Raw genomic sequence first — 17189 nt, forward strand, 5'->3', positions numbered from 1 at the left:
GATGGCCGGTGCATCAGCGGGCGCTGATCAGAGTCTGTGCCGATCCGTCGGAGTGCAGGGCGGCGCTGATCGTGCCGGCAGGGAACGCCGGCCGCCCGCCGGGGCCGACCGGCACGGGCCGGAAGGGCTCCCAGGTCCCGTTCGCGCGGCGCAGGGAGTGGTAGACGTTGCCGTCGGCGCCGATCGCGAGAATCCGGCTCTCTCCGCTCGCCGTGCCCGCGACGGCGGCGGCTCGGGCTGCCATCGCCGGTGTGCCGTCGCCTGGCGGGGTGCGCCAGCCCTGGAGGCCGCCGTCGGCACGTACGACGTTGTGCCAGATGTTGCCGTCGAGACCGACGGCGACGATCTGGGCCTCCCGGCCCGCCGCGGTGATCGCCAGGTCGTGGCCTGCGAACTCGGGTGCGCCGACGCCCGGGACCTTGGTCCACGGTTTCCAGGAGCCGTCCGCCGCGCGGGTGGTCAGGCGCATCGCCCCGTCGGCGCCGAAGGCGACCACGCGGGTGGAGCCGTCGGGCATGCCGCTCGCCGCGGCCCGGCTCGCCCGGACGAGTCCGTTGTCGGGCCCGGGCATGGCGGCCCAGCCCTGCCACCCTCCGTCGGCGTGGCGGATGTTGTGGTGGGCCAGGCCGTCACGGCCGACCGCGACGAGCTGGGTGTCACCACCGGGCATCGCGGTGATCGAGACGTCCGTGGCCTTGAAGCCGGGGGTCTTGTTGTCGGCGGCCGGCAGGACGTTCCACCGCTGCCAGGAGCCGTCGCGGTACCGGACGGTGTGCCAGACGTTGCCGTCCAGGCCGATGCCCAGGACCTGAAGGTCTCCGTCGGGCGTGGGGGCGATGGACTGCCGGCCGCCGGAGAAGCGGAAGGAGTCGCCCGCTCCGCCGAGCGCGGTCGCGGGCGCCCAGGCGCCACTGGACGACAGACCGGTGTGGTAGTAGGTGTTCGGGGTGGTCTTGACCGGGAGGTTCCTGGAGACGATCTCCCGCTGGAGTTCTCCGGCACCGGCTCCGTCACCGTTCTGGTTGACGTCGTCGGTCATGACGATGTTCATGTTCTCGGCGACGTCGGAGTGGTTCCAGTCCTGGCGCAGCTTTCCGAGCAGCTGGCCGTTGAGCTCCCGCGACAGGGTCAGCAGGTGGTTGTCGGCGGCGGGGGAGAGGAGCCGCAGGGCGCCGAGCGCTTGGACGACCGCCGCGTCCGGTATGGAGCGGGTGGGGTCGATGATGCTCTGCAGGACGAAGAGCCTGTCGGCATCGGCCCCCGGGGCCCGGCCGAGGACCTCGTCGCCGCGGCGCTTGACCGCGTCGTAGTTGCGCTGGCGGGTGCCGGGCAGGAAGACCTCTTCGAGGATGTCCTGCCAGTCCTTGTCGACCTCGACGTAGCTTCCCCGGTAGGAGAGGGCGGACTGCCGCCAGGTCCAGCGGTAGCCGGAGTCCCCGCGCGCGTCGATGAGGACGGCGTGCTTGCCGGCCGCCATGAACTGGTCGTAGGTCGAGGTCGGCGTCAGCGTGTCGTCGGCCAGCGCGGGGTGGCCCGCACCACCGCCCAGGGCGTCGGCCAGGAGGGTCAGGGCCTCCTGGTTGTCGGCGCGCGCGGTCTCGGGGGGTGCGGCGGTGATGAGCTTGACGGTGACGAGTTCGCGCGGATGGCGGGCGACCCAGGCGGCTATCTCACCGGCCTCGCCGCGCGTGACCGTGCCGTCCGGTGCGGTCCGGTCGAAGAAGAGCCCCCCTCGCGGTCCGCCGTGGTACGTGTACCAGGCACCGTCGACCTTGCACAGCCGAAGATCGAAGTAGCGTGCTCCCGCTTCGAGCTGACGGGTGAGCGAGCCGCTCTGGGTGCGGGACATGCTGGCGGCGAGGGCGGGCCACTTGCGGGCGACGTCGGCGCTCTCACCGTACGGGCACGTGCCGCTGTTCTTGGTGATGCTCCACGATCCGGAGTCGTGGCTGCCGGGCATGACGATGCGGTTGAACGGACGGTCGCCGACGGAACCGCGCAGCTGCTCCATCCATGAATCCAGCGTGATCTCGGTGGTGCGGGCCGGAGGTGCGGCGGGGGTGACTGCGGCTGCTGGAGTGGTGGGGGTCGTGGCTCGGGCGGTTACGGCGTCCGCCACGGGAGCGAGCAGAGCGACGAAGGCCGCGGCAGTGACCAGGGATCCTCCGGCGCGCACAGCGCGCCGAGTTCGGTGGGAGCGCCGGTGCGGGGGGCGGGCGGACGTGAGCAAGCCACTGTTCCTTTCGGCCGGAGACCGGGAAAAGGCGAGTTAACGCTCTCTAACGTCTGCGCATTCTGAGCAGGGAAGTGACGGGCCGTCAACGGTAGGTGCGAGGTGCACGTGATGAAGAGGCGGCGAATCCCGTCAGGAGGGTCCGTCCGGTCCGTCCCAGGTGCGGTGGTAGTCGGCCCAGTCGGGGCGTGGTCCCGGCAGCCCGGTGTGAGGAGCGCGCAGGCCGTCGAGGGTCAGGGCCAGCATCCTGCGGCGCGCGTGGTCGTCCTCCTCGGTGCGGCGGGGATACCGGCTGAACATCTCGATGACGTGCGTGATGTCGAGCGTCGTGACGTCCTCGCGGACGGTCCCGTCGTCATGGCCCCGGCGCAGCACCCGTTCCGCCAGCGCCTTGGCCTGTTCGTTGGCGGCCGTGACCTCCTCCGGGAGACTGAACGTTCCGGCCAGGGCGGCGAAGGCGCCCGCCCGTGCGTCGACCGCCGCGGTCATGTAGTCCGCGAGCACCTCCCAGCCGGTGCCCTCGGCCTTCAGCGCGGCGCCCAGTTCGGCGATCGTCCGGGCGATGCCGATGGAGCACAGGCGCTGGAGGAGCTGCTCCTTGCTGCCGTAGCGGCGGTAGAGGGTGCCGATGCCCACGCCCGCCCGGGCGGCGATGGCGGACACGGGGGCGTCGGCGCCCTGTTCCGCGAAGACGGCGCGAGCCGCGTACAGCACCCGGACGTCGTTGCGTTCGGCCTCGGCCTGGCGTCCGAACCGGCTGCCCGCCCGGATGCCCGCGGTTTCTGGGTTCTTCATGGCGTCCAAGGTATTGCCTGTCGGAGCAATCCGCTCCGATACTCCTGTCGGAGCGAATCGCTCCGATAGGAGGTTCCGATGGAGAACACGTCCCTGCTGGCCCTGTCCGCACCCCTCTTCGTGCTCCTGGTCGCCGTCGAGATGATCTACTACCGGCTCCACCCGGACGAGAACGCCAGTGGCTACGGGGTGCGCGACACCGCCGCCAGCTTCGCCGTGGGCGCGGGCGCCGCCGTCGTCGACATCCTCTACAAGACGGTCGCGGTCGCCGTCTTCGTCGCCCTGTACGAACTCACCCCGCTGCGGGTCGAGGTCACCTGGGTGACCTTCCCGCTGATCCTGCTGGCCCAGGACTTCTGCTACTACTGGATGCACCGTGAACACCACCTGGTGCGCGTGCTGTGGGCGAGCCACGTGGTGCACCACTCCAGCCGCAGGTACAACTTCTCCACCTCGGTCCGCCAGCCCTGGACCGGCCTCACCTCGCAGATCTTCTACATCCCGCTGGCCCTGGCCGGCGTCCCGCCCTGGGCGATCCTGCTGTGCGGCGCGATCAACATGCTGACCCAGTTCTGGCTCCACACCGACCGCATCGGCAGGCTCCCCCGCATCATCGAGCGCACCATCAACACACCCTTCAGCCACCGGGTCCACCACGCCTCCCAAGGCGGCTACCTCGACCGGAACTTCGGCGGCATCCTGATGATCTGGGACCGGATGTTCGGCACCTGGGCCGAGGAGACCGAACGCCCCCGCTACGGGCTCACCAAGAACATCGACACCCACAACCCCCTGCGCATCGTCTCGCACGAGTACGCCGCCATCGGACGCGACCTGGCACGCGCCACGCGGTGGCGGGACCGGGCGCACCATCTGCTGGGCAGGCCCGGCTGGCAACCCCTGCCGGCAGAAGGGGCGGAGGCTCCCCTCGTAGACCGGACCACCACGGAACCACAGGGAACGGGGTCCGTCGGCTGCTGTCCTGATCAGACCCCCGCCACCCGTGCACCTGCGAGGCCGTCGCTACGGACACGAGACGTCGAACAGCACTCCGAACGGAACACGACAGGACGGTCACCAGGAAGGATCACCTCATGAACGGTCAAGGCCGCATACACGCCCGAACACGGGAACTGCACGAGTCTGTCGTCATCGCGGCACCACCCGAGGAGGTGTTCGCCGTACTCAGCGATGTACGCAGGATGCCCGAGTGGAGCCCTGAGTGCGTCGGTGTCCGGATCCTCTTCGCGCGTGGGAACCCCGGCCCCGTCTTCCTCGGATTCAACCGCAACGGCCACCGCCGCTGGTTCACCTTCTGCCGCGTGACCCGCTCCGTCGCCCCCGAGGAGTTCGTCTTCCGCGTCTCGATCGCCGGACTTCCCCTGGCCTCTTGGGGGTTCCTGCTCCGCCCCGCGGACGACGGCGGCACCACCGCAGGTTCCGGATCCACACACATCACCCAGTATTGGCACGACCTGCGCCGGGGCGGCCGGGGTCGCGTCGCAGACCTCCTCGGCCGGGCCGCGGCGGGCACGTCACCAGCGGCCCGAGTCCGCACCAACCGCTTCGGCATGGTCACGACACTACGTCGGCTGAAGCAGGCCGTGGAGGCCGCGTCAGGACGATAGGAGCCCGCTACGGCGGATCCGGCCGGGTCCACCATCATCCGACCGGCTCCGGAACTCGCCCACTCGCCGGCCGCGTACCTGCGCCCCTGCTGGAGCCGAACGCCGCACTCCCGTGCCCAGCGCCTTCGAGTTGCCGACGTACCCGAGCCTTGCCATGGTTTTCATGGGTGCCGCATTGTCGACTCGGGGCACGGGAGCCGGTCCGATGAGCAGTGGTCACGAGGACGAAGCCCGCTACGACAAGCCGTGGAGCAGGCCGGGGCGAGTCGGGTACGCCTTCACGCGGCTTTCGGGGATGCTGCGTCCTGACATCTCGGTCTACCGTCCGGAACCGGGGAAGGTGCATGTCGAGAACGACTGCCCGGTCGTCACCCGGGACGGCACCGTCCTGCGCGTCAATGTCTACCGGCCGCCGGGCGACACTCCCGTACCGGTGATCCTCTTCGCCCACCCGTACGGGAAGGACGACCTGCCCGAGTTCACCGCCTCGGGCCGCCCCAGGCTGTCGTTCCGCTACCGGATCATGCGCCAGACCGGACCCTTGGTCTTCTCCTCGCTCACGACCTGGGAGGGACCCGACCCGGTGTGGTGGGTCGGGCAGGGCTACGCGGTGGTGAACTGCGACCTGCGGGGAGCGGGCACGTCGGACGGCGTCGGAGCACTGCTGTCGGCCCAGGAGGGCGAGGACGTCCACGACCTGATCGAGTGGGCCGGTGCGCAGCCGTGGAGCAGCGGGGCCGTCGGCATGCTCGGGGTCTCCTACCTGGCGCTCACGCAGTGGCGGGCGGCGTCCACCCGGCCGCCCTCGCTGAAGGCGATCGCACCGTGGGAAGGGTTCACCAACGCCTACCGAGGACTGGCACGCCCCGGCGGCGTGGAGGAGAACGGCTTCCTCAGACTCTGGGACCTCGGCCTGAAGAAGGTCCGGCAGGCCTACTCCTTCCGGCGGGAGAGCGCCCGCCGACCGGTGATCGACGACTGGTACCGGTCTCTGGACCCCGACCTGTCCGCGATCGAAGTGCCCGCACTGGTCTGCGGCAGTTTCTCCGACAACAACCTCCACAGCCGCGGTTCGTTCGCCGGATTCGAGCGGATCGGCTCCGCGGAGCGGCACCTGTACACCCACCGCGGCGGCAAGTGGGCCGTCTTCTACGACCAGGAGGCCCGCGCGGCCCAACTGCGCTTCTTCGAGCGCCACCTCAAGGGACGGGACGTGCCACCACTGCCCCGGGTCCGGCTGGAGGTCCGCGACCGCGCCGACCACGTCGTGGAGGTACGGGACGAGGAGACCTGGCCACTGGAACGCACCCGGTGGACCCCCGCGTACCTCACGGTCCGGGGTCTTGCTGCCGACCCGCCGACCGCTCCGGGAGGGCTCTCCTTCGACATCCGCCGGGCAGGGGCCCGGTTCGGCTGGACGGTCACAGAAGACACCGAACTCACCGGACCCATGGCGCTACGCCTGTACGTCGAACTGCACGACGCCGACGACATGGACCTCGTCGTGGGCGTCGAGAAATGGAGCGCAGGCAGGTTCGTCCCCTTCGAAGGCTCCTACGGATACGGCCGCGACCGCGTCGCCACCGGATGGCAGAACCTCGCCCTGCGGACACTCGACACCGACCGATCGCGCCCCTTCGAACCCGTGCCGGCCTGCCTGGCGCGCGAACCCGTCCCGGCGGGGAAGGTCGTCCCCGTCGACATCGCACTCGGCGCCTCCTCCACTCTCTTCCGTGCCGGAGAACAGCTCCGGCTGGTGGTCGCCGGCCGATGGCTGTCCCCGCGCAACCCGCTGACCGGACAGTTCCCCGCCTCCTACCGAACCCGCACCCGGGGACACTGCACCCTGCACTGGGGACCAGACCGGCCCGCCCACCTCCTGCTGCCCGTCATCCCCGCGACGACATAGGACCGCCCGGACCTCTCCCGAAAACGCTCCGCACGGCGAGCGCGCTGCCCCGGCCCGTAGCAGCGCGGCAATTTTCTCCAAGCGCTCGCTGTGCTGTTCGGCGAACTCCTGAAGCCGCTGGGTATACCTGATCGCCCGCATCACCTGACCGACCGCCAAGGAGAGCCACCCATGAACGCCCCGCCCACCCCCGCCGCCGACATCCGCGACCAGCAGATCGCCGACCCGCGCGCCGCGCTCCAGCGCGCCGTCCCGCTGCTCGCCTTTGCCGCCGGACGCGAGGCGGATACCGACCCGCGCCAGTTGGCACTGCTGTCCGCGGCCGCCGACGACCTGACGGACATCCTCGACCGCACCACCCCCTGAACCACGTTCTCCCCGAAGGCAGGCCTGCCGCCCGCCCCCGCCGGCATCCGTAGCCGGCACCCCGTCGCCCCGTCCGTTGCCGCGGGCGGGGTTTCGGCGCAGAAGGGTGGAGCAGGCGGCCCGGACCACACCTGTTCCCGGCCGCGCCACGGCACCCGGCTTGTCTCGCCGCGCAGACTCCGGCCGGAAAACGATCTCCGGACCCGCCCTACGGCTTCGCCTGTGTGCGGGTCTCTTCGCATTTCTTATGCGGAATCAGTATTGTTAATACTGGGGTGGTATTCATGATGAGTTCGGAAGAGGTGCTGCGGCTCACGGTCGCGGCGTTGATGTCGCGGAGTGGTGAGCGGCAGGGCGATCTGGCTGCCGGGATCGGCCAGTCCCAGGCGCAGGTGTCGCGCAAACAGTCCGGCCGTCAGCATTGGTCGCTGGATGATGTCGACTTGTTGGCCGCGCACTATCGTCTGCATGCTCTGGATGTGCTGGCCGGGCCCACTCATGCGGTCGGTGTTCTGCATGGCGTGCTGCCCAGTCTCCAGGCGGCGGCGGGCGGTTCGCTGTTTTCCGCCCGGGTCGGCGCTCCGGGTCCGGCGCTCGCTCCGGTCCTGGAGGAGCCCGCCGTGCAGGAGTCCGCGGACTGCGACCCGTCCGGCCCGGCTGCCCAGACCGCCCGCGCTGCCTGTCATCCGGCCCCCCGCCCCGTCTCCGCCCCCGTGCCCCTGGCCGCCCCGGTCGTGTCTTCGGGGCCGCCGTGTGTGCTGTGCGGGCAGCCTGCCACGGACGAAGTGGACGGCTTCCCGCAGCACTTGGCGGCCGAGGACTGCGCGGCGGCCGTCGCCGCCGCGAGTACGCCCGCAGCACCCGCGATCGCCGTCCCAGCGTCGCCGCAGGGCTCGCCCCCGACTCCTCCGGTAACTCCAGCCCTGCCCCCTGTGGCTCCGGCCCCGCCGCCGGTCGCCGGGCCTGCGCATGCCGCAGTCCCGTCCGTTCCCGCCGTCGCGCCCGCGCTGGCCGGTGTGGCCCCCGGTCCTGCCGAGTCGAATTCGGTCGGGTCCGCTCCCGTGCCCCTCGCCCCGGCCGCCCCGGCACCCGCCGCGCCGGCGGCCCTGCGGCGTAAGGGCGCACCCGGGTACGCCTCGAGCACCCTCGTGGACCAGATCACCGGACGGGTCCACGACGTCCTTCAGGAGGCTGGCGGGGATCTGGCGGCGGCCGAGGCGGCGCTGATCAAGCTCGCGATTCCCGACGTGATGGCACTGCTCAAGCTTTCCCGGGTGGGCGGCCGGTACGAGCATTCCGAATTCCCGCCGACCCACGACATTCTCAGCAAGAAATCACAGAAGGGCTCGGACGATATTTGGGAGGGGCGTCCGAAGTGGCGTAACGCGAACCTGCTTGCGGCTGCCAGGAACGGTGCACAGGTCCAGGTGACCGCACTCGACATGAACGCCGCCTACCTGTCGGCGTTCAAGGCGTGGCTGCCGATCGGGAAGCTCGTGGAGGACACTAGCGGCGTCCACGACCCGAAGAAGGCCGGCGTCCACCTGATCACCCCGGCCGCCTGGGACCACACCGACCTCCCCAACCCGCTCGGCAACCGCATGGAGCCGGGGGAGCTGTGGGTCGGCGAGTCCACGCTGCGCCTGCTCCTCGACTGCGCCCGCAAGGGCCTGGCAGACCCTCCGGTCATCCACCGCTCCCTCGTCTCCGGGGCCACGGAATCCCTGCTGGAAAAGCTCCGCCGGGCCCTAGCGGAAACCCGCCGGACCGCCCTCGCGGAAAACGACGAACTGACCATCGCTTACATCAAGGCCATGTATTCTAAATTCGTGTCCACCATCGGAGAATCCGCCGCGAACCGCGAACTGCGCCGACCGGACTGGATGCACATCATCCGTGCCAAGGCATTCGCCAACCTGTGGCTGAAGGCCTACAGAGCACACCAGGCCGGCCTTGAGGTCGTCGCCATCTCCGGTACCGACGAACTCCACGTCGCGGGCGACTGGCGTTCGGTCTTCCCGGAAGGCCGTGACCTGAACGAGGTCAAGGAGAAGGACACCTACATCCTCGGAGGCAAACGCTGATGGCCGGATCACCCGATCTGTGGTCGCGCTGGGGCCAGTTCGAGAAGCACGACACCCGCGGAATGAAGGGCGGCGAAGCCCTCGTCCTGGAGCTGAACCGGATCGTCTACTCCTCGGGCATCTCCTCCCCGGTCACCTCCCGCCGCGGCCTCGCCGCCCGCCTGCGCTACCTCGACAGCAAAGCCGGCCGCGAAGCACTGCGCGAGCAGGGCGTGAGCCCCCGCACGATCCGCGCATGGATGAAGGACAAAGGCAAGATCGCCCTCACCCCCGCGAGCCGCGAGAAGCTGGACTCCGCCTACTGGCACCGCCGCCGCGAAAACCTGATCCGCTCCGGCTGGCTCACCCGCCACCTCGACAACGACGGCCAGGGCCGGCGGATGGAGATCTACCCCGTCGACCAGCACGGCGTGGCCCCCGAGTTCCGCCGCGACCTCTCCCAGCGCACCGTCACCGTCCGCTACGTCTGGGACGACCTCGTCAAGGCATGGGCCGACAAGGACCAGAACGGCGTGGACGAGATCTGGGACGACGTCCTCTCGGACCTCGACTCCGACTACAACGCCTACGCCTACGTATCCTCAGTCGGCATCAACGCCTGACCACACAACCCGTCCCTCCCCGCTGGCGTTGCAGCCTCCAGGGTGGCTTTGTTCACGAGTTACGACAGCAGCTGTTCATGACTTCGGGAGACATGAGGAATCGAACGGTGCAGGGAGCGGACGGGTACCGAAATCGGGGCAGCCTTCGGCGCCAGGGGCTCGAAGCCTGTTCGTCCTCATCCCATCGGGTTGAGGACGAGACTCCAGGTCTGGCCGACGAGGTCGTGACCGAATGCCCGGTGAGGCCTCTCGTCGGTGAGGATGAACCCGCAGTGCTGGTAGATCCTGCGCGCGGACGCGAGGTTGTCGGTGGTCCACAGCGTCACACGCCGGTAGCCGGCCGCGCGGGCGAAAGCGAGGGCTTCTTCGGCCAGGTGACTGCCCACGCCGAGGCCGCGGGCGTTCGGGCTGACGAGGAGGACGCGCAGCTTGGCTGTTCCCGGCTGGTCCCCGGCCGTAAGCATGACGCAGCCCGCCCGGTCGCCGTCGACCTCGGCGATCCAGGCCGCCTGCGCCGCTGGAGCGTGTCCCGTCGCGTAGTCGGCGACGATTCGGGCCACCAGGGCTTCGAACTCCGTGTTCCAGCCGAACTGCTGGTCGTACAGCTCGCCGTGGGCCATCACTATCCAGCCCAGATCGCCTGGGTGGTCGGCGCGGCGAACCGCGATCTCCTGTCGGGCCCCGTCCTGCATGCGCACTCTCCGTAATGATTGAATCCGAATAGTTACTGAAACGACTGTGTCAGTGGCTCTACGCTAGGCCCATGTCCTCGACAACCGCAAACCCTTCCGCACGCCGGACCGAGCTTCTCGAAGCCGCTTACCAGTACGTGCTTCGCCACGGTCTGGCCGGACTGTCGCTGCGCCCACTCGCAGAAGCGATCGGCTCCAGCACGCGCGTGCTGATGTTCCTGTTCGGGAACAAAGACGGGCTCGTGCGGGCGTTGCTGGAACGAGCCCGCACGGAAGAGCTGGCACTCATGGCGGGACTCCGTCGGCCCGAGCGGCCCGTCGATCTCGCCACCGCGGCGCAGGAGGTGTGGACATGGCTCGCCGCTGACGCACACCGTCCGCTGCTGCGCCTGTGGGCCGAGGCATACGCCCGCTCCCTCGTCGATCCCGACGGCCCCTGGGCCGGGTTCGCCAGGAGCACCGTGGAGGACTGGCTCGACGTACTCGCCGGCTGCCAGCCGCAGGCCGAGCGGGACACCGAGGAGATCGTCGCGCGCCGCACACTGACGCTGGCCGTACTGCGCGGCGCGCTGCTCGACCTGCTGGCCACCGGCGACGAGAGCAGGGTCACCGGCGCCGTCCACCAGCAACTGGCTCTTCTGCGCGGCGCTGAAGGCACCGGTGATTGACCGCCGGCTACGGAAGTCGCCTGGGAATTTGCTCTTTGTGGATCCGGCTACTGCTGCTCGACGCGGGGGGAATCGAACAAGACATGAGGCCGCGCCTCCCGAAGTCGTGAACAACTGCTGTCGCATCTCGTGGACAGAGCCACCCGGGTGTCCTCTGACAAGCGATCCTGACCGGTTGCCAAGCGACATCGACCGGCGCGATCGAACCGCCCGTCGGTACGGTCAGCCCATGGAAGACCTACCCGAGAGCGTGGACCGCCACATCCTGGACCACCGGATCGTCCTGGCACTCAAGGCGATCATGGACGCGTCCGGCCGCACGCTCCATGAAGCGATCGACATCTTCGGGGTCCGATACGAGGAGCTCCGCCGCGACCGGCCGGATGACTTCCAGGTGAGCCGCGAGGAGTACAGGCGGGGCGTCTGCACCTGACCTGCGGTCTTCCCACCGGTCAAACTCACCTGGTAACCAGTCGAGATCACCTGTCAGAGGGCACCGGGGGCGGACAAGGTCCCGTTCAGCCCGTGCCGATATGGCGTGCGCGGGTGAGGTCCGGCGCCCAGACGCGCTCTGGGACGCAGTACCGCCGGGCCGCCCCACCCTCCCCTGCTCTCTGCCGCGCACGGCCAGGAGCACGCCCGCGCCATGCGTCCCGGCGCCCCTTGCTGCCGTGTCCGGCCCCGTCCAAGTCGACGGATCTTCGGGTCGGACTTCCTGTAGAGCTCCAAGTGGGTCCTGTGAGGAAGTGGTCGGCGGCGCCGGCCTCCTCCTCGCACCCCTTGACATGCGGTTCACAGCCTTGCGCAGGCACCCGGTGCGGGAACCTGGGGGCAACTTGAAAGGCAACCCGCCCGCGCCCTGGTCTCGCCCTCGCTGCATGACGTGGGTCACTTCGAGTAATAAACGGCTGCTACCCCCCAAACAACTAAAGGAGCAAGGCCGTCTGGCTGGGCTCTTAGCAGTACCTCAGGCCGCATTCAATATGCCGACCGCCCGGGAAAGTCCCAGGTCAGGTATTGAATGCGGCCTTCGTCATACCCATCGTGATCAGGAGTTGCAGGCCTTGGTGTGCGGCGTCGCAAGGTGTCCTCACCAACTCGGCGGACCGTGCTCACGGTGCCCGTCAAGCGTTCGCGAACCCCCTCCGTTCCAGGGCCCGCAGGGCGGACAGGCGGATTCTCGCGAGAACTCGATCCACCGCCCGCCACGCCGGACTGTTGCCCTCAGCGCTCACCCGGAGCGCCCCCAAGCGCCCGAAAAAACCACCGTGTCCACGCTCGCCCTGCTCGTCGTCCTGCTCCTGGTCGTCACCGGCGTCCTGTTCCTCGGCACCATCGGTTACCTGACTGACCGCCACCCACGCCTGGCCGAGCCACTGGGTGCCTGCGCCGCCTGGGCCGCCGTCTTCGTCGCTCTCGTCGCCCTCGTCGTGGCGCTTCGGTGACCCGTCGAACCGGCCCCGCCGCCAGTCACACACGGAGTCACACGACCTGTTGGTCACACGGGCTGACCTCGGCCGATACCCCGAAACCTCCGCCCGGCGCCGCATGTGACTGCGCCTTATGTGACAGCTCCGCCCGGCGGCGGCTGGCCCGCTCGGAATCGAAGGCGCGCACCCCCTTGACCACTTTGCAGTTGGAGGCGGGCCCCCTTTGACTACCCGCTGGTCAAAGGGGGCACGGACTCGCTGGCATTGTCTGGTCGGCGCGGGTGGTTGCCGGTTACAGGTCGGGGGAGTGCCGGTCCGGGCTGCTCAGGATGGCGCGGGCGTTTGCTGCCAGGTCGGCAACCGGTAACTGGTAGCTGTTTCTTCGTGTGCCAGGTCCGGGCTTCCTCTTGATGGTGCTGGGCCTGCCTGCCGGTTCCGAGCGCGCGTCGTTCGGCGGGCTTGCTCGCGGGCTGGGTGCCGAGGACGCCTCGGGCGCGTAGCTCGTCGAAGTCGGGTAGGTGGACGTTGGACAGAGTGGCGAGGAGGTCGACCTCGTGGCCCTGGGCCTGCGGGCCTTTTCCGAGGTCACGGCAGGAAGTCACACGATCATCGTACGGACAGCAGGGTGGCCGGCCGGTCAGGCGTCTCGCGTGCCCGGTCGGGGCCAGCCCCTTTGACCCACCGCGCTGGGCCGTGCCCTCTGGCCTGGCCGCGTGCTCCGGACGGACACCTACCTCCTCTTCATCACGACATGGAGCCTCGGCCCCGCCGCCCTCCCCCGTCCCCGCAAGCACCGCCCCTCACTGAGCTTGCCCGTGAGCTGTAGAAGTCGTATGCGGGCCCGGTCCCCGACTCTGTACGAGTGCGGCTTTCTCCGCATGCCGTAAGGAGTCCCGGAACCGACAGGGTTCCGGGACTCCTCGGGATGGGGCCCGGGCGGTCAGCCGGACAGCGGCCGGCGGGGTGGTGGTACGGCCCGCAGCAGTTCCCACAGGGGCTTGGAGCCGCCGGCCCAGGTGCCGAGCAGGGTGCGGTCGACCAGGTGCAGCCGTTGGGAGTGGGCGAAGTCGAGGGCGGGTTTGGAGAATCTGCCGTTGGTGACGAGGACGACGATGTCGCCTCCGTGTACGGGGCGGCCGGTGCCGTTGAGTACCTGCAGGTCCGGGCTGCCCACGGCTGCTCCGGACAGGCCGTTCTTCCTGTGCTTGCACTGGATCACCCAGCGCCGCCCGTAGGGGTCGGTGGCCTTCACGTCCGCGCCGTTGTCCCCGGCACCGCCGACCTGCACCGCGTCCACGCACCCGTCGCGCTGCATCAGATCCCGTACCGCGTGCTCGAACTGCCGGTGGTGCAGCGCGTCCAGCTGCGCCAGCGCATACCGCAGTCCCTGCAGGCGCACCCGCTCCCACCGCGCGGCCCGCTGCCTGCCGACCACCCAGAGGGCCACCGCCCCGCCGACGCCGAGCACCAGGACGACGGGGATCCAGGGGTGCGCGCGTACGAAGTCCACGATCGCCGCGATCACAGATCCCGCGATGATCAGAGCACCGAGGGCCAGCAGGAGCTGCTCGCTGCCGTCGGCCTTCCTGGAGCGTCGCCGTCTCACCGCTCGCCTCCGCTGCGGTCCCACTTGATCGGGTAGGACACCGTCGGCACCGGACGCGGTGCGGTCTGCTTCCACCCGGGCCACCGGATCGGATACGACACGGTCGGCGTCGGCACCGGAGCCTTACGGGGCGCGGGCTTCTCCCGGCCCGGCCATTTGATCGGATACGTCACGCCAGACGAGGACCACGGCGCCGGTAACCGTTCCCCGCCGCCCGGTGTGCTGCCTGTCGTCGTGCCGGAGCTGCCGAAGACGAACACGGCTGCCACGATCCCGATGGCCAGCACGGTCTGCTTGTGCGTTCCGGCCGGCGCTCTCCAGTGCGCCCGCACCGGTGTTCCGTCCTGCTTGGTGTATCCCCTGATAAACGGCAAGGCCGAAGCCCCCTCCCCTGATCGGTCGCGCGCCTCCCACGCGACCGATCAATATAGGGCCCGGCACTGACAGGGGGTCACACACAAGCCACTCCTCGTGATCTTGGAGTGCCCCGGCCAGGCCCCCGAGCAGGAGGAGCTGCGCTTCTGCTCCCGGCATGGCGGGGCCGGGCAGAACACGGAAACCGGCTCCGCCAAGTCCGGCGACCTGCTGGAGTGGTGGTTCATCAGAGCTGCAGCGTCTGTCGACACCGTCGGGACTGCTGCCACACCCACGCAGGCGTACAACTGGGAAAGAGCAACCGCTTATAAGGCGAGGGGCCCGGCCAATGGCCGGGCCCCTCGTTCTTGTGCTGCTGGCTACCGGGGTAACCCGGGCGCCACGCTGGCCGGAGCCGGTGGAGTCGGCGCCTGCGTCGCACCGCCGCCTCCGCTGCCGAGCGCCGCCAGGATCAGCAAGAGCAACAGCAGCCCGCCTCCGCCGGCCGCCGCGGCGGCCGGGGCCCCGATCTGCCGGTGGTGCGCCCGTACGTAGGAGCCGTCCGCCCGGTAGTGCCCCCGCACCCTGATGGTGCGGACGGTCTCCGGCAGGGCCTGCGCCTCCGGTGCTCTGCGAGGGGAGGGGATACGGCCCGACGCCGGACGGGACCGTCGCGTATGGGGCCGGACGTAGGAGCCGTCCTTGCGGTAGTGACCTAGAACGTGATGAGCCATGGGGACCGTCCTTCGATCAGTCGAAGAGGTACGCGATGACGGCTCTGAGCCGCATCTCTCACGGTAAGACCCACCACTGACAACCATGCCAAGCCCCCGCTCACGAGCCCGGACCCGGGCCGAGGGGTGCACCGAAAGGGGGCTGCAGAGTTGCTCCAGGAGTTGCCCTAAGAGCTCGTAACGCGATCATGATCGAGCCTTCTTGAGTCTTCTCCAGCAGATGAGACTGCAGGCGAGGGAGACGAAGGTGTCGTGGAGTTCGGTGCGGCGTTCCCAGCGGACGGCGAGGCGTTTGAACTGGTGGAGCAGGGCGAAGGTCTGCTCGACAACATAGCGGAGCTTGCCCAGGCCCTCGATGTTCTGGGCGCCTCTGCGGGAGATGACCGGGAGGATCCGGCGCTTGCGGAGTTCGCGCCGGTTGGGGTGGGAGTCGTAGCCCTTGTCGCCGAGGAGGGACTGAGGGCGTCGGCGGGGCCGCCCTGGGCGGCCGGCGACGGGAGGGATGCCGTCGATCAGGGCGAGGGTCTGGGTGACGTCGTTGACGTTGGCGGCGGCGGTGATGACCGTCAGCGGGGTGCCGCGTCCGTCGCAGATCAGGTGGTGCTTGCTGCCCGTCTTCAGCCGGTCGACCGGCGACGGACCGGTGTCAGCTCCCCTTTTTCGCGCGGACGTGGGAGCCGTCGACGCACGCTCTGGACCAGTCCAACTCGCCGGCCGCGTCTATTTCGGCGAGCAGGACCCGGTGCAGCCGGTCGAAGACCCCGGCCTTCTGCCACCGCCCCAGGCGCTGCCAGCAGGTCTGCCCGGAGCCGAACCCCAGTTCCAGGGGCAGCAGTTGCCAGGCTACGTCGTTGTGCAGCACGTACAGGATGCCCTGCAGGCGCATCCGGTCCGGCACCGGCCGGGGGCCGGGAGCCTTCTCGGGCCAGGGCGGCAGCAGCGGCTCGATCAGCGCCCACAGGTCATCGTCCACGATCCACGGCCGGGTACTCGCACCATCCCGAACGGCCGAATCATCACACCGGTCACGGCCGACCACGGACGTTCAACAAGATCGTGTTACGAGCTCTACGAACCTCATTCTGAAACGATCAGTGAGCCTCTTTCATCCTGTGCTGGAGGGTGAAATGGGCTGGTCAGCAGGTGTGGTGACGAGGCAGGGCCCCTCGTCGTTGGCGTGGTGATCTCACTCAACACGCTGGCGACCGAAGGGGCCCTGGTGGTTCCGTATCCTGCCATGCTCGACGTCCCGCACGAGCTGGTCGAGCACGTTGCCCGGCTGCTCCACGAGCATCGCCAAGCCCGCAACACCCGCTGGCGCAAGCTCGGATGCTTCAAACAGGCTCTGCTCACGCTGGTCCATCTGCGGAAGAACGAGACGTTCTCCCAGCTCGGAGCCAGTTTCGGGATATCGCAGGCCACCGCCTGGTGGTACGTCGACGAGACTCTGGACGTCCTGGCCGGCTGGGCTCCCGGCCTCCACGAAGCGCTCACCGGCCTTGGTGAAGGCGACTACGTCATCGTTGACGGCACGCTGATCCCCATCGACCGCATCCGTGCGGACGAGCCGTATTACTCGATGAAGCACCGCCGGCACGGCATGAACGTGCAGGTCATCGCCCATCCTGACGGCACACCTCTGTGGTTCTCGCGTGCGACACCGGGCCGCACCCATGATCTGGCCGCAGCCCGGGCCCACGGGATCGTGCAGGCCTGTCTGACGCGGCAGATCCTTGTCCTGGCGGACCGCGCCTACCAGGGCGCCGGCGCCACCGTCCGCACCTCGTACAAAAACCACCGCGAACAGCCCGATCACTACCAGCAGTTCAACCGCGACCACGCCCGACTCAGAGCTCCCGGCGAACGCGCCTTCGCACAGCTCAAATCCTGGCGGATCCTCCGCCGGGCCCGATGCTCCACCCGCCGCATCAGCACCATCGTCCAAGCCATCCACACCCTGATGACCTGCAACTATTCAGGATGAAAGAGGCTCAATGATTGACGTGTGTGAGGGGTCGGGGGCTTGGTCGGGTTGCCGGTCGGCCGCGGGTGAGTCGGTGGACCATGATGCCGATCACGGCCCAGCGG

General features: G+C 69.2%; 16 protein-coding genes. 10 read left to right on the forward strand and 6 right to left on the reverse strand.

The annotated features are described in order from the left end of the window. Window positions 1–13: 13 nt before the first annotated feature. Entirely contained in the window at window positions 14–2119 is a 2106-nt protein-coding gene (locus OO47_RS29050; protein ID WP_158708716.1) for a hypothetical protein, read from the reverse strand. A 246-nt stretch (window positions 2120–2365) separates the two neighbouring features. Then, the gene (locus tag OO47_RS29055) at window positions 2366–3028 is read right to left on the reverse strand and encodes a TetR/AcrR family transcriptional regulator (RefSeq protein ID WP_199812356.1); all 663 of its coding nucleotides are present in this window, start codon (window positions 3026–3028) and stop codon (window positions 2366–2368) included. A gap of 78 nt (window positions 3029–3106) precedes the next feature. Here OO47_RS29055 and OO47_RS29060 point away from each other — a divergent pair, with 78 nt between their 5' ends. The 6 genes from OO47_RS29060 (at window position 3107) to OO47_RS29090 (ending at window position 9617) form a co-directional block, all read left to right on the forward strand. Beyond that, window positions 3107–4126, forward strand: coding sequence for a sterol desaturase family protein (locus OO47_RS29060; RefSeq protein ID WP_063831947.1), 1020 nt, complete (start codon window positions 3107–3109; stop codon window positions 4124–4126). Continuing rightward, window positions 4123–4656 (forward strand): SRPBCC family protein, encoded by a 534-nt coding sequence (locus OO47_RS34220; protein ID WP_051716349.1) that lies wholly within the window; start codon window positions 4123–4125, stop codon window positions 4654–4656. Before OO47_RS29060 ends, OO47_RS34220 begins: the two co-directional genes overlap by 4 nt. Before the next feature lie 205 nt (window positions 4657–4861). After that, window positions 4862–6565 carry a CocE/NonD family hydrolase gene (locus OO47_RS29070; protein WP_030221624.1) on the forward strand — a complete coding sequence of 568 codons (1704 nt, stop codon included), beginning with the start codon at window positions 4862–4864 and terminating at the stop codon, window positions 6563–6565. 171 nt (window positions 6566–6736) lie between these two features. Next, window positions 6737–6931 carry a hypothetical protein gene (locus tag OO47_RS29075; protein WP_030221628.1) on the forward strand — a complete coding sequence of 65 codons (195 nt, stop codon included), beginning with the start codon at window positions 6737–6739 and terminating at the stop codon, window positions 6929–6931. A 284-nt stretch (window positions 6932–7215) separates the two neighbouring features. Next, window positions 7216–9015, forward strand: a complete 1800-nt coding sequence (locus OO47_RS38215) for a hypothetical protein (RefSeq protein ID WP_030221631.1) — start codon at window positions 7216–7218, stop codon at window positions 9013–9015. Further along, a complete protein-coding gene (locus tag OO47_RS29090; RefSeq protein ID WP_030221634.1) occupies window positions 9015–9617 on the forward strand; it encodes a hypothetical protein in 603 nt (200 codons plus the stop codon). Before OO47_RS38215 ends, OO47_RS29090 begins: the two co-directional genes overlap by 1 nt. 176 nt (window positions 9618–9793) lie before the next feature. Here the strand turns inward: OO47_RS29090 and OO47_RS29095 are convergent, their stop codons facing one another. Then, window positions 9794–10309, reverse strand: coding sequence for a GNAT family N-acetyltransferase (locus tag OO47_RS29095; RefSeq protein WP_030221638.1), 516 nt, complete (start codon window positions 10307–10309; stop codon window positions 9794–9796). Window positions 10310–10380: 71 nt separating this feature from the next. On the opposite strand from OO47_RS29095, the gene OO47_RS29100 reads away from it, so the two are divergent. From OO47_RS29100 to OO47_RS37440, 3 genes are all read left to right on the forward strand, one after another. Beyond that, window positions 10381–10977 (forward strand): TetR family transcriptional regulator, encoded by a 597-nt coding sequence (locus tag OO47_RS29100; protein ID WP_030221641.1) that lies wholly within the window; start codon window positions 10381–10383, stop codon window positions 10975–10977. Window positions 10978–11206: 229 nt separating this feature from the next. Then, window positions 11207–11410, forward strand: coding sequence for a hypothetical protein (locus OO47_RS29105; RefSeq protein WP_030221644.1), 204 nt, complete (start codon window positions 11207–11209; stop codon window positions 11408–11410). 835 nt (window positions 11411–12245) lie between these two features. Continuing rightward, the gene (locus tag OO47_RS37440) at window positions 12246–12422 is read left to right on the forward strand and encodes a hypothetical protein (protein ID WP_167345362.1); all 177 of its coding nucleotides are present in this window, start codon (window positions 12246–12248) and stop codon (window positions 12420–12422) included. A gap of 925 nt (window positions 12423–13347) precedes the next feature. Here the strand turns inward: OO47_RS37440 and OO47_RS29110 are convergent. From OO47_RS29110 to OO47_RS35635, 3 genes are all read right to left on the reverse strand, one after another. Beyond that, window positions 13348–14013: a restriction endonuclease gene (locus OO47_RS29110; RefSeq protein WP_106969497.1), complete on the reverse strand. Its 666-nt coding sequence runs from the start codon at window positions 14011–14013 to the stop codon at window positions 13348–13350. Further along, window positions 14010–14387 carry a hypothetical protein gene (locus tag OO47_RS29115; protein WP_033210665.1) on the reverse strand — a complete coding sequence of 126 codons (378 nt, stop codon included), beginning with the start codon at window positions 14385–14387 and terminating at the stop codon, window positions 14010–14012. The genes OO47_RS29110 and OO47_RS29115 overlap by 4 nt, the downstream gene beginning before the upstream one ends. A 900-nt stretch (window positions 14388–15287) precedes the next feature. Then, window positions 15288–16077, reverse strand: a protein-coding gene (locus tag OO47_RS35635) for an IS5 family transposase (protein ID WP_167345363.1) whose coding sequence is annotated in 2 segments (ribosomal slippage) — window positions 15288–15762 and window positions 15761–16077 — 792 coding nt in all. Because the reading frame shifts where the segments join, the coding sequence is not laid out codon by codon here. 201 nt (window positions 16078–16278) lie between these two features. On the opposite strand from OO47_RS35635, the gene OO47_RS29125 reads away from it, so the two are divergent. Next, the gene (locus OO47_RS29125) at window positions 16279–17085 is read left to right on the forward strand and encodes a transposase family protein (protein WP_078490018.1); all 807 of its coding nucleotides are present in this window, start codon (window positions 16279–16281) and stop codon (window positions 17083–17085) included. The last annotated feature ends 104 nt before the right edge of the window (window positions 17086–17189 follow it).

This window comes from Streptomyces bikiniensis (assembly GCF_000716625.1).
Classification (GTDB): Bacteria; Actinomycetota; Actinomycetes; order Streptomycetales; family Streptomycetaceae; genus Streptomyces; species Streptomyces bikiniensis.

Excerpts from the sequence above, each read along its gene's own strand:
- OO47_RS29055 (WP_199812356.1), bottom strand. The coding sequence starts at position 3,028 with ATGAAGAACCCAGAAACCGCGGGCATCCGGGCGGGCAGCCGGTTCGGA.
- OO47_RS29060 (WP_063831947.1), top strand. The coding sequence starts at position 3,107 with ATGGAGAACACGTCCCTGCTGGCCCTGTCCGCACCCCTCTTCGTGCTC.
- OO47_RS34220 (WP_051716349.1), top strand. The coding sequence starts at position 4,123 with ATGAACGGTCAAGGCCGCATACACGCCCGAACACGGGAACTGCACGAG.
- OO47_RS29070 (WP_030221624.1), top strand. The coding sequence starts at position 4,862 with ATGAGCAGTGGTCACGAGGACGAAGCCCGCTACGACAAGCCGTGGAGC.
- OO47_RS29075 (WP_030221628.1), top strand. The coding sequence starts at position 6,737 with ATGAACGCCCCGCCCACCCCCGCCGCCGACATCCGCGACCAGCAGATC.
- OO47_RS38215 (WP_030221631.1), top strand. The coding sequence starts at position 7,216 with ATGATGAGTTCGGAAGAGGTGCTGCGGCTCACGGTCGCGGCGTTGATG.
- OO47_RS29090 (WP_030221634.1), top strand. The coding sequence starts at position 9,015 with ATGGCCGGATCACCCGATCTGTGGTCGCGCTGGGGCCAGTTCGAGAAG.
- OO47_RS29095 (WP_030221638.1), bottom strand. The coding sequence starts at position 10,309 with ATGCAGGACGGGGCCCGACAGGAGATCGCGGTTCGCCGCGCCGACCAC.
- OO47_RS29100 (WP_030221641.1), top strand. The coding sequence starts at position 10,381 with ATGTCCTCGACAACCGCAAACCCTTCCGCACGCCGGACCGAGCTTCTC.
- OO47_RS29105 (WP_030221644.1), top strand. The coding sequence starts at position 11,207 with ATGGAAGACCTACCCGAGAGCGTGGACCGCCACATCCTGGACCACCGG.